Annotated in this window: 11 protein-coding genes; 1 reads left to right on the top strand and 10 read right to left on the bottom strand. The window is 45.6% G+C overall.

Going from position 1 to position 12,330, the window contains the following annotated elements; translation table 11 throughout:
- Positions 1-20 precede the first annotated feature (20 nt).
- From ACLVWP_RS02440 to ACLVWP_RS02405, 8 genes are all read right to left on the bottom strand, one after another.
- Positions 21-830 carry a hypothetical protein gene (locus ACLVWP_RS02440; RefSeq protein ID WP_413559843.1) on the bottom strand — a complete coding sequence of 270 codons (810 nt, stop codon included), beginning with the start codon at positions 828-830 and terminating at the stop codon, positions 21-23.
- Between the two features lie 469 nt (positions 831-1,299).
- A complete protein-coding gene (locus tag ACLVWP_RS02435) occupies positions 1,300-2,676 on the bottom strand; it encodes an aldehyde dehydrogenase family protein (RefSeq protein WP_413559842.1) in 1,377 nt (458 codons plus the stop codon).
- A 26-nt stretch (positions 2,677-2,702) separates the two neighbouring features.
- Complete coding sequence (locus tag ACLVWP_RS02430) at positions 2,703-4,256, bottom strand: chemotaxis protein CheB (protein WP_413559841.1); 1,554 nt, start codon at positions 4,254-4,256, stop codon at positions 2,703-2,705.
- Positions 4,253-5,020, bottom strand: a complete 768-nt coding sequence (locus tag ACLVWP_RS02425; protein WP_413559840.1) for a chemotaxis protein CheW — start codon at positions 5,018-5,020, stop codon at positions 4,253-4,255. The genes ACLVWP_RS02430 and ACLVWP_RS02425 overlap by 4 nt, the downstream gene beginning before the upstream one ends.
- Positions 5,017-6,747 (bottom strand): chemotaxis protein CheA, encoded by a 1,731-nt coding sequence (locus ACLVWP_RS02420; RefSeq protein ID WP_413559839.1) that lies wholly within the window; start codon positions 6,745-6,747, stop codon positions 5,017-5,019. The genes ACLVWP_RS02425 and ACLVWP_RS02420 overlap by 4 nt, the downstream gene beginning before the upstream one ends.
- 301 nt (positions 6,748-7,048) lie before the next feature.
- Complete coding sequence (locus ACLVWP_RS02415; protein ID WP_413559838.1) at positions 7,049-8,560, bottom strand: di-heme oxidoredictase family protein; 1,512 nt, start codon at positions 8,558-8,560, stop codon at positions 7,049-7,051.
- 7 nt (positions 8,561-8,567) lie between these two features.
- On the bottom strand, positions 8,568-9,656 hold the full coding sequence (locus ACLVWP_RS02410) for an imelysin family protein (RefSeq protein ID WP_413559837.1): 1,089 nt from the start codon (positions 9,654-9,656) through the stop codon (positions 8,568-8,570).
- Positions 9,657-9,682: 26 nt separating this feature from the next.
- Entirely contained in the window at positions 9,683-11,068 is a 1,386-nt protein-coding gene (locus tag ACLVWP_RS02405) for a hypothetical protein (protein WP_413559836.1), read from the bottom strand.
- A 197-nt stretch (positions 11,069-11,265) separates the two neighbouring features.
- Between ACLVWP_RS02405 and ACLVWP_RS02400 the strand changes: the two genes are divergently transcribed.
- Positions 11,266-11,607 (top strand): hypothetical protein, encoded by a 342-nt coding sequence (locus tag ACLVWP_RS02400; protein WP_413559835.1) that lies wholly within the window; start codon positions 11,266-11,268, stop codon positions 11,605-11,607.
- Positions 11,608-11,678: 71 nt separating this feature from the next.
- Here the strand turns inward: ACLVWP_RS02400 and ACLVWP_RS02395 are convergent, their stop codons facing one another.
- Together ACLVWP_RS02395 and ACLVWP_RS02390 are read right to left on the bottom strand one after the other, a co-directional pair.
- Complete coding sequence (locus ACLVWP_RS02395; RefSeq protein WP_413559834.1) at positions 11,679-11,909, bottom strand: DUF1653 domain-containing protein; 231 nt, start codon at positions 11,907-11,909, stop codon at positions 11,679-11,681.
- A gap of 2 nt (positions 11,910-11,911) precedes the next feature.
- Positions 11,912-12,307, bottom strand: a complete 396-nt coding sequence (locus ACLVWP_RS02390; RefSeq protein WP_413559833.1) for an HIT family protein — start codon at positions 12,305-12,307, stop codon at positions 11,912-11,914.
- Between the last annotated feature and the right edge of the window lie 23 nt (positions 12,308-12,330).

Below are 12,330 nucleotides of genomic sequence, written 5' to 3'. Positions count from 1 at the left end.
ACCTCGCGCCTTTTTTATTTCTATTTGTATTTGCAGATCCGTTCTCGATCTCCAAGTTTTACACAATGGGGTTCTAAAGCACCCTCTTTACCCGCAGCTCCGTCTGGCCCCTGCATTCCGATATGCTGAGGAAAGCAGCCATTGTAAGGAAATGGATTACCTCCCTGCCCTCCCTTACCTGGCAAACCTCCTCGGCCACTTTGAACCTTTACCGACAACTCAAAGTTCGAGTCATCCTCTACGGATATCTCTAAAGTTCCCGAAGAGCCGCCGGATGTTCCATTCCCACCTGGATATCCAGGGAGTCCCTTATTGCAGATCATCGCCGGATTCGGTTTCGCCTGAAGTGCTTCATCCGGTGCATTCCCAGAAAGACCATTAGCGCCGGACTCTCCTACCATGATCACCTTAAGTTCGCCGCGTGCATGTTGAATATTCAACTCGAGTCTTCCTCCGCCTACACCGTCGGCTCCGCCTTGTGCCTGATGACCTTCCGGAAACGAAGTAATTAAACCACCCTGAGTAATCATATTCCCCACATTAAAGGAGACGTTGTATCCCATGGTGTAAATCACACCACCCGGTTTAAAAGTAAGATTGTCGAGATGAACTTCAAAAGGCTTCTGAGAGTCCACATACAGATGACGTACGTTTTGGGACAGTGATCGAACGGGAATCAAATCGCCATCAACTAACACATAGGGCTCATCAATTGTGATATTGCTTGCGCTATATACCAGAACTTCTTGCTCCTCCTCTTTATCACGTATTTCCACACAGGCGGATAGACAGAGCGTCGCGATGACTCCCACAACATACTTATATTTCATGGATGTTCCTTTTAATTAAGATTGAGATGCCACAGACCAGTGGCAGCAGATCACTCAGTAGCGTGCGAAATCATCACCATATTCATCTCATTAACCGATGAGCAAAAAATCCGGATGGCGATGGCATTGCCGGACTTTGGCCTGTGAACGGATCTTGCATTGGCACGTAGATGCTTCCCTGCATGGATGCGGGATCGACAGTTCAAGGATGAGGCAAAATGGAAGACACTAAGATCAATTATTTCGAGAAAACAGATACGCCTAAGCACCGCGAGTTTATAATTTCCCAAAACAATTGCATACTTTGCGGCACTGTCCTTGAACTACGACACGTGTCTGCTCCGAATATTTTGGAGATTACTGAAGAGGCTTTTTGCTCTCATTGTGATGTCAAAACTCGTGCACGAACGCACATTTTGAACTAATTCGCGTCAACAAACCGACATGCCATTTCGTCACATCTTTGACGTTATGGCGCCATCGTCAACTTTTTTACGTCCGAATAAAAAGCACCTGACCAAGACATATCTGGAATACCAAAGCTGGATTGTTTGATCCCCACGATAGATTGCTCTGTCATCCAAGAATTCAAACTGACCTGCCCTACTTCCAATTTCTCGGCAACCTTCAGGAATTTCTCCTGAGGCGCCCATACAATGGCAGAGTGGGCTAGATATGAGGTATTCGTCCACTTCACGGCCTCATGCTGATACTTCACTGATGTCATCAAAAACAAAGGCGTAAAGAGCTCATCTTGTTGCATGACCGAACAGTTCGGCAAATCCAACATAAATGTCGGCTTAACGAAGTTTCCAGTAACTTCCGCGTTTGGCTGAGCCACAACTTTACCGTGCTCAGAAACTCCGAATTGAGTTTTCTGATTTAATATTGCCGCACGATCCGCTGAAATCAGCGGAGTCCAAATCGAATCACCCTCAGGCGAGGTCAAAGGTTTCAAATCCTGCAAGAAAGTGGTCAAGGCTTCGTTAAATTCCTTGGCAAAGGAATCTAGCACAAACAGACGAGTCATATTCCAACACATCTGCCCTTGTCCCAATAGGAACGGAGTCATGATCTCATTCATGCGATTTTTAAAATCGAAATCATTCAAAACAATCGCTGCGTTCTTAGCTCCACCACTCAACTGAAGTTTCTTCATCTGAGGCAAAGCAGCCTTAGCAATAGCTTCCATCGTTGAAGACTTACCCGCAGCTGCAATAGCGCGAATGCCCGGATGGCCCGCGATAATTTGAGCCACATCTGCTCCGCCGTTAAGAACTTGCACAAGTCCCGCAGGAAGCTCGATGGCTTTGAACGCCTCACCCAGAATTTTTGCAGTGATCGGAGATTGTTCAGATACTTTGATGATAACAGCATTACCTGCTGCCAAAGCTGGAGCCAAACGCTCCGTCACCAAACGCAAAGACAAACTCCAAGGAGTGATGATTCCCACCAGTCCTGAAGCCTTTACGAACTTACCAGAGGGCAATGGCTGCAAAAGATCTTGAGCCGTGTCTTTCAGGATAGAGATCGCAATTTGTACGCTGTTTTTTAAAACGAAGCTTTGTGGCAAGCCCTGATGAAGAGCTTCTTGGTAAGCGATCTCTTTAGCATTCTGCTCAAAGTAGTCCGCAAGCTTATTCAAAAGCTGCGCACGTTGCTCTAAAGTCGAAGTTTCAAATGCAGTGAGGGCCTTTTTAGAACTCTGCAGACAACGAATCACATCCATCGCATCGGAATCAGAAACCTGTGCTAATTCGGAATTATCAAATGGAGAGAGCTTCGCAAATGTCTTTTGGTTTCCGGAGGCTGTGAACTCTCCAGAAACGAAATTCAAAATTTCCAAAACGGACCTCAAAACTTGGAGGAGTATTAATACAAGTTTTGGTTGCGGTATTGCATAAGATACGCAGCCAAAGCATCAGCTTTTAGTACCTCATCCGCCACACCAAGTTCAATGGCTTTTTGCGGACCGTAAGGGAACTGAGCTTCTTCGGGATGCTGCACGATACTTGCGCCACCGAGCTTTTGCACCTCAGTGAGTCCATTCACGCCGTCAGTTCCAAATCCTCCTAATAGAACCGCAAAAACCCCTTTTCCAAAGGAATTTGCAGCAGACTGGAATAACACGTTACTGGAAGGCAGTTGAGAGGCCACAGGTGCCCCTTTTTCAAGTTTTAATACTGGGCCTTGAGGACCTGTCACAATTTTACCGTGATGTTCAGACGGTACAAAATAAACATGTCCCATTCTCAAGAAGTCGCCATCTTTACCCTGTACAGGCGTCACTTTGGACTTCGCTTTGAGCTTCGAAATATAAGCCGTCACAAAGTTCGCAACCGTACTGCAAGACACAACCACTGGTGGAGTATCCGCTGCCAAACGACTGATAAAGTTTTCGAGCGCATCTGCACTCCCGGCATTACCACCGACAACGACGACTTTAAGTTCCGCCGCACGACGAACTGCCGAAGTCGGAGCCGAAACACGCACTTCTGGAGCTGGTGCTTCTTTGATTTTCTTAACGATATTTACAGAGGCTGCCGCACGAACTTTACTTACTAGCATTTCTGCCAGTTCTTTCAGAACTTGTGGGTCAAACTGTGAAGGCTTATGTACGAACTCTACAGCGCCCAACTCCAAGGACTTCAACGCTGCTTCCCCGGTATTAGCCAGTGAAGAAACCATCACCACTGGAATCGGGTGATGTTTCATGATTTTTTCTAAAAACATAACGCCTGACATTTTCGGCATCTCGATATCGAGAGTCATCACGTCGGGCTTTTTATTTACGATAAGGTCACGGGCTTGATAAGCATCTGCCGCAGCACCAACGACTTCCAAACCACTTTTCGTAAAGATATTTGTGAACAAAGTACGAACCGTCGCGGAGTCATCGACAACCAACACTTTCACACCTTTTGCGACCGCTAGGGGTTTGAAACCCGAAACGTCGACAGGGCTATCAGCACTGCCCTCTTTAGTTACGTTATGCAAAACTGCAAACGTCGCTGTATTCATTTTAATTGTACGCGCAGACTCTCCGCCCACATTTCTTTCAGTGACAGGAATGCCCAACTCGCGCAGCATGTTTTCAGCAAGTTCGATATTACGTTTACCGATAGCATCGCCCAAGGAAGAAACGGAAATAACGTTCCCACCACCATAGACTTTGGCTTGTAGCTTGCCACGATTCGCACCGAGCCTAACACATTCATCAACCAACATCTGAATCGCATGATTTCCATAACGGGAATTCGCGCGTTCTGAAGGTTGTGCATCTGGCAAAAGATAGTGATTCAAGCCACCAATCTGAGTTGTTGGATCAAAGATCGCCACCGCTACACAAGAGCCAAGAAGAGTGGAAATAATCGTCTCTTCTTTGAATGCAGCCAGTTTGCCAGGAAACAAATAATGTGAATTCATGCAGCCACCAATTTTTCAATATCAAGTACCATCACACTGTGCTCGTCCTTAACAAAGAACTGCTTGATGAAAGGTACGGAAAGCATTGTGGGATGATCACTTAAGTTTTGCATATCTTTATCTTTTAAGCTCAGAAGTTCGTCAGTCTCTGTAACTTGTAATGAAAAGCGCGTGCCTTCATGTTCACAAATCACAAAATAGAACTTCTTTGTCTCAGAAGAATGAAACCCAAAGGATTTCAAATCCACAACGGGAACAGCTTCGCCTCTAAATGGGATAACGCCCGCCAAACCTTGACGACTGTCAGGCAACGGATACATAGGCAGGACTCCACTGATCTCAATAACATTTTGAATAGGAACCACAAACTGCTGGCTCCCCGTCTTACAGTGTAAGAACAAGGCCTCACGGCTGCTTTGTGCAACCAATGGGAACTGCGCCGCAAGTTCGACAGAGTCTTTTCCATCGACCAATAAAGCAGACAGATACTTATGCAAAAGCCCCAGAGCCTTTTGCATTTGCTCTACAGAGTCCAATGAATCCAGTTTGGCGTTAAAGTCTGTCAGCCAAGCTTCAAGTTGCGAAAACTCATTGGATTTCGCATCCACCAACCAAGACTCTGCTTTTTCACGGATCTCGACTGTGACCTTTTTAAGGGTGCTCTCATCGATAAGATCTGTAAATGATTCGACTTCTTTTAAAGTCGCATCCAGGAAGTACTTTTTTAACTCTAACGTAAAGTCATCATTCAGAAAGTCACTCATGCTGCCGCCTCCATACTCACGGAGTGGCTTAACAACGCCAGAATTTGTTCCGGGTCCACAACGTAAGTGACTTTTTCATCTGCCAGAATCGAAAAGCCCTTAAAGCCTTTCTGTTCGCGGATGATATGACCGAAATTTTTAACAACAAGATCCGTCTGCGCCTCGACCTTATCTACTAAGATCGCAAACACAGAACCCTTCACACGCACAAACATCGCCGTCAGTTTCTGAACATCTTCTTCACTCAAGATCAGACGATCTTCTCGAATCTCTTGGTAAGTGAGCAATGGAACCGTGTGATTATGGAACTGACAGTAGCGCAAATGATCCACATGGTTCATTTGCAGACTGTGGCAAGACTCGATATGAGCCACTGATGTTAAAGGCAAAGCAATCTGGAAACCATTCCACGAAGCCACCATCGCAGCTTCAACCAAAATGTGCGAAGGCGCCGGGAATGTCATCGTGAACGATGTGCCTTCTCCAGGTTTAGTCGCAATTGAAATATTTCCGCCGTACTTTTCAACCAATGTTGAAACGACATCCATACCCACACCACGCCCAGATACTGTCGTGATTTTTTCGCGAGTAGAAAAACCTGCCTCGAAAATGCATTTATAGATTTCTTCATCGCTGACGGTGTCTTTTTCTTCAGGGGCAATCAAACCGTTGGTCAGAGCTCTTTGCAGAATTCTGTCACGATCTAATCCCTTACCGTCGTCTTTCATGACCACATGAACTGTGCCATTGTGATCACTCATTTGAATGCTTAATTGGCCGATGGATGGCTTACCCGCCACCGCGCGCTCGAACTGATCTTCGATACCGTGATCGATCGAGTTACGCACTAAGTGCACCAGCACTTCAGAGATATCTTTAGAAAGAGATTTATCAATCAGGAAATCAAGACCCGTCATCTCAAGATTCACGGTCTTATTAAGCTCAGTCGCCGTTTGACGAACTAGCACTGGAACGCTTTGGAAGCTTTCCTCGGCCTTTTCTTTACGGATGACTTGCAACTGATTTTGGAATTGATCGGTGATCTTATTCAAGTTGTGAGTGAAGTCCGTTTGGCGACGTTCAAAAAGCTCTGGCTGAGCTCTGAAGTTCACCGTTTGATTCATCATCGAAAAGAAATTCTTCAACACCAAAAGCTCGCCAGAAAGTCTAAGCATTTCATTCAGCTGAGCCGTGGACATCCACACGCCATCTTCACCTGTAGGTGATATAGCTGCCTTCACTGCTGCACGCTTGGCTTTCTTAGGAGCGATACCCGAGAACTGGAAGTTACTATAGCGAGTGATGGTTTCGATCACCTCACTCAATTCCTCAGGGTACATGTCGCGTTTTTCACGAAGAGCATCCGCAAGAGTCTTCATCAGACGCGAGCTTAGCAAAAACAAATCAATACACTCTTTCGTCACAGTTTGTGATTCGCGCTTAATGCGATTCAAAAGAGCTTCGAACTCATGTGACAAAGATGCCAGCAACTGCCCGCCAGGAACAGAACCAACACTGCCTTTGATGGTATGGACTTTTCTAAATAGAACGTTGATATGTTCGATATCGTTAGGAGCTTCTTCAAGCTTCATGATCAACGGATCGAGGCCGTCGAGAATCTCTTTCGATTCCTCAAAAAAGACGCGAGCAACCTCTTCGATTTGCTCAAAGTCTATCAACCCAGATAAATCCGGTATTTCACTGCCGTCGTTTTGATCGTCCATCATGCAGTGAATTTATCGGAATTTCGGATATTTAGGAGAGGCTTAGAACTAAAATACGAGGGCTAGATTTTCAAGATTTCTTGATCAAGCTGGATAGGAAAAGGCGGCCTTTCGAGCCGCCTTTTAATGTGTAGAATTCTTTCGAATCCTCGGCGAAGGCCCAGTCGGCTAAGAAGCCAACACCTCCGCCTTGGTTATGTCACATGTTTTAACCATAAGACCACCCCCTTCCCAACCCCAATAGAGGCTTTCCACTACTATAACCGAGTTGGAAGGAGAGTTTCTAGTTTTTCAAGGTCCGGTTTTATAATGAACGGATGAACTGAATCAAAGCGATACGATCGTCTTTGGGTAACTGAGTAAATTTGGTTTTGGAATACTCAGCTTCACCCCCGTGCCACAAGATCGCTTCTTCGATCGTGCGTGCACGACCGTCATGTAAGAAACCTGCACGAGGATTGATCGTCTGAGTTTGACCCATGCCCCATAGAGGACGAGTTTTCCATTGCGAACCCGTCGCATCGAAATCTTGTCGACCATCAGCAAGGCCCGGCCCCATGTCATGCAAAAGCATATCCGTAAATGGATAGATTTTTTGATTCGAGAAAGCAGAAATTTGATGTGGACCCGTCACGAAACTTGGTTGGTGGCAGCTTGTGCAACTTGTTTGATTGAACAAGTTAGCTCCACGGATAACCACTGGGTTATCAACATTGCGACGAGAAGGAACCGCCAATGTTTGAGAGTAGTAAACCAAATCATCAGCCACTTGATTAGAAGCTTGTGGCTCCACCAATGGAGGACGCGTTGCCATGAAAGCATCATACAACGGAGTGCCAGCGATGCTCTCTGCTGGGAAAGCATAGTTCGTCACACCGATATCACCGCGCAAAGCACCCAATGATTGATGGAAAACAGAGGGCGTATTGTTCTTAAGACCAAAGCGGCCCATAGATACAGGATAAGCATCGCCTCTCATGGCTTTTTCGATATCAAAAACCATGTTCACAGAGCCTTTAACACCTTCCGCAGACAGATCACGAGCTGCCAACGCGCGAATGTCTGATTCCTTGATCGCCTCAAGCAATCCTAAACCAATCATCGGCGTTCCCATACGAGGACCCGCTTTCACATCTTTTTCATAAAGGCGGCTGCGAGTTTGTCCCGTTACTGAGTCAAAGTATTCATCGTAAGCGCCTGTGATCGTGAAGATCGGCTTACGCAACTCTACAGTCGTCCCATCTGGGTATGTGAATGATGACTTTTCGTAGCTCATCCAAACTTGCGCTTGGCCTGCACCCGGAATGTCCTCACGCACACCCAAAGAACCCAAATGGAAAAGTTGATCAGAAAAACCAGGAACCGGAACTGGTGCGCCCCAATTGTTGGCAGCGGTCTTAGGACGTTTTACTCCGTCCTCGATACTAATACGCAAAAACACAGCTTCATTTTGACGAAGCAAAACTTTTTCTTGGCCAATTGGCATCACTGGCAAAGCGCCGCGGCCGTCTTTAGCATGGCAGGCATTGCAGTTTGTATTATTGAATACAGGTCCCAACCCGTGATCGAAACGAGTCGGATCATCAGAAAAATTTCTCTCAAAAAGAGCGTCGCCAGTCATGTGACGGCGAACCTCTTCTTCAGACAAATTTGCCGCAGGATTGCGGAATGCCTGAATCGACTCTCTTTTGAAGATCACAGTAGTCTCGCCACCGGACATAACTGCATTTACGTAGTCCATATCGATAGCGGGAGCAGCCACTGCTGCCCCACCTAGAAAAAACTGAATCGCCAAAATAAGAGTCGATGTTTTCATATATTATCTATTTATCCACTAGTGGAAGAACTTGTTGTTCCAAAACCGCTTGAAGCTGATTCAATGCTTGAATCGCTTTTGCAGCACGCTCACGACCATCTGGAGTGAAGATCGCTTGACCGAAATCACCACCACCCGCTGGGCGGATCGCTTGGATCAACTGCATGCAACCCAAGATGTGTTGTTCGATTTGTTGAGCCAATTGAGGATTGTGACGCTCAACCAATGCTTTTACGCCTGGGCCTTGAGAGTTTCTATAAGTACCAGTGTAAACTGAATAGATTGAACGAACGTTGAAAGTGAAGTCGTTCAAAGAGTTCCAAGAGAACGGAGATTCAACCAACGCCATGTTAGCAGAGTTGATATCGCCACCCATTGGGTCAGAGATTTTACCGTTGGCAACTTCGTCCGCGATGCCGATCATGCCTTTAACAAGCTCTTCTAAAACAGCTGCTTCAGAAGTGTAGAACTGATTGTTCCAACCTGGTTGAGCCAAGATCGCAGCGTAACCTGGAGCAGAAGCGTCTTCTGGATTCCAGTTAGTCGTCCAAGCGTGAGCCAAAGCCGCCGCATGTTCCATTTCAACTTGCGCAGTTGATTGAAGGTATTGGAATTGTTTTGCTGTGAAAGCAGAGATTGGTTTTGTATTTGTGTGAACACCATCACCGAACAATAGATATTCGATAGTGTGGAAACCTTGAAGGTTTGTACCCAAAGAGCGGATCATTTCAGGAGTGATGTTTTTGCCAGAAGCCAAAACAGCATCAAGATCCAATTTGTTCAAAGGCCATGTATCAAGCATTGGATCGATACCCAATGAATCTACTGGACCGAACAAGAAAGCTTCAGAAGCTTCCCAAGGCATACGAGCACCACGCCAAGCTGCTTGAGCTTGTGCCAATGTTGCTTCGTTAGGGTTTGCAACAAAGATATCAATCGCTTGCTTCAAAGAAACTGTTGCTTCAGCAAGTTCGATGTAAGTTGCAGTGATCACGTTGTAAGAAACGTGCGTGATAATTTCTTGGTTCGAAGCAGCTGTTGCTTTTGCGCCGATTACCAACGCTAGAGCCGCTGTCATTAACTTAAGAGCTTTCATTTCATCTCCTGTTTTTTAATTAACCGTTAATTAAACTTTGCAATATCAAATCCAAATGCCAAGCCGATCCATTTCGTTCTTGGCAATCCCGTAAGCTCTGTCACGTCTTCTGCGTACTGAGCTTTCATGAAGGCACCTTTATCCCACGCCCACATCAAACCCGCAGATGTGCGAGTCCAATCGTAACGAGGATATTCAGGGATCGTGCCTTCAACTTCTGCGAATGTATTTACGTGTTCGTATTTTGCGTAAACTACAAGATCGCCACCTTCAAACACGTCGTAAGAAAGCTGCGCAGATTCTAGTTCTGCTTTGTGACCAAGTGGCGCAAAAGATTTCGGTTTTGCCAAACCACCCAAAGTGGAATTCGCAAGAGCCACTTTATCTGAGTTATCCAACTGACCATGAATCACTTGGCCAGTGATGACAAATCTCCAGATACGGTAGTTCACCAATGCTGACAAGATTTGCAGGTTTGCATCCACTGACAGTTTGTCTTTTTTGTAGCGGTTTCCAGCAGTGTTACCACCGTAGTAAGCTAGACCAATACCAGTGCCCTTAGAAACACTGCCGTATTCAAGACTGGCAACAGTTGCCAAGTCATCAGCATTTACATTTTCAAATTGACGTTGGTAACCACCGCCGACCCAAGAGTAAGAGCGGAAGAACTCGGAGTTCAAACCACTCACCATGCCCAAACGTCCAGTGAACATCCAAAGTTTTTGCTCAACCTGAACACCTAGTTCGTTCCAGTGATACGGAATCATCGCCGCTTCAACATCAGAAGTTAGGATCGAAGGAGTTCTGCCTGGTTTCGTCAAAATAGAACCCAATGAAATGAACAATGGGAACTTACCGACTTTCAAAGCACTACCGGTAGTATCGAAAGACTTTTTGTAAACGAATTCTGACAGTGCAACCTCACCGCCCTTTTCAACTTCGGTTTCAAACTCACCGAACTCTTCAAAGGGATCGAATTCCATCGCTGTACCCACACCACCGTGTTCGATCTCAACTTCAAATTCAATTTTACTGGACGGAGTAAGATCGTAAGTTCCCTCGAACGCGATCTCTGCCAAATCCATCTTGCGACGGTTGTACTTTGTCAGGTCGTTAACAGCCTTGAAAGTTTCATGCTGGGAGAACGTAAAGTAACCGTAAGATTTAAAGCTCAACTTAGGGAATGCTTCGACTGAGTTCTTAGGAACAGAAGCAACAACAGTTCCTTGAGCGTTGTTATCTGCCTCAGAAGTTGTTGTCGGTTCTGGTGTACCACCCGGTGTAGGTGCAGGTGTTGTGCTGGACGAAGCAGCTGGAGCAACGGCCTGAACCGTTGGAGTCACCTCATTAACAGTTTTCTCTTGGGCAAAGGCCTGCGAACATAGAAGGAGGGAAAGGGCTATAACACGCATAATCAATTTAAATTCTCCAATGGCGGCAGTCATATAGCTGGGCTTCACAAACGTCAAATTGCGGCACCGTGATGTAAACATGTGAACGCCAACTGAGAATGAGTTGAGAATAAAAGATAGCCCCGTGTAAGAATGACAGACCTCTCCAGCGGAGTTGGAGAGCAAAATTTAGGTTCAGAATGTTCAAGGAGGAACTTATGAAATCACTCGCTTTGGCAGCTTTGATGGTCTTTGCAGGGACAACAGCTCACGCTATCGATCTTAAGGTCGCTTGCACCGTCACAGAAAACAACGACAAGTCTCTAGAAACGGTTATCAAACCAACACTGAACGCTTACACGAAAATCGGCGACATCGATGGCTTCGCATTCCGCATTCGCAACAACGATGGCAGCCGTGTTTCTTTGGAAATTTTCGATATCAATGGCGAAGCTCGCTACTATGCTGATGCGACTTTGAATAAAGCTGGCGACTCTGTAGCGAACACAATCTGGAGAAGAGACATCCTCCTAGAAGTTACCTGCCAAATCCCAGAATAATTTATCGAGAGAGAAAAGGTACGTCCTGAAAAAGGTACGTCCTTACTTTACCAAGTAAGGACGTACCTTTTTTATTCAAATTGAAACTCAAAACGCGGAACTTTTTTACCGTCGACTTCGACAAGCTCCGACCACATCTTAAGCGGCCTCGTCCACAAACGCCCCAATGAATTTTCATAAAGGCATTCGTACAAAACAATGTCTTCCAGATTTTCAGAGTGCTTACCCACTCCGATCACACGATAAAGTTTGCCCTTGTAGTGTTTGTAAATAGCACCGTTGATCGGCAGCTTTTCACTCATAATTACAGACCCAAATTCTTGATGATTTCGGTTTGGATCTTTTTCATTTCTTCATCAGAACGACGAGTTGCTTTTTTGAAATCCAAATCAGGAATCGACCATGCTGGAATCAAATGCAAATGGTAGTGAGGCACTTCAAATCCTGCCACCATTTGTCCAACCCGGGGTGAACCAGAAGCCTTCAAAATAGCTTTACCGATTTTTTGCGAAACTTTATGTAAATGCGCATAAGTCTCTGGAGGAACTTCAGTCCAATGATTGATTTCTTCTTTGCTGATCACAAGCGTGTGTCCCAAATTGACTTGATCCAAAGCAAGAAAAGACAGAACTGTCTCGTCTTCATAGATTTTGTAACAAGGAAGTTCACCACTGATAATTTTCGTAAAAACTGAAGCCATACTCTACCTCTTATATTGGCCCC

Source organism: Bdellovibrio sp. HCB209, assembly GCF_047306065.1.
In the GTDB taxonomy this organism is placed as follows: domain Bacteria; phylum Bdellovibrionota; class Bdellovibrionia; order Bdellovibrionales; family Bdellovibrionaceae; genus Bdellovibrio.
Note: the sequence above shows the minus strand (reverse complement) of the source record. Positions and strands in the feature narration are given on the sequence as shown.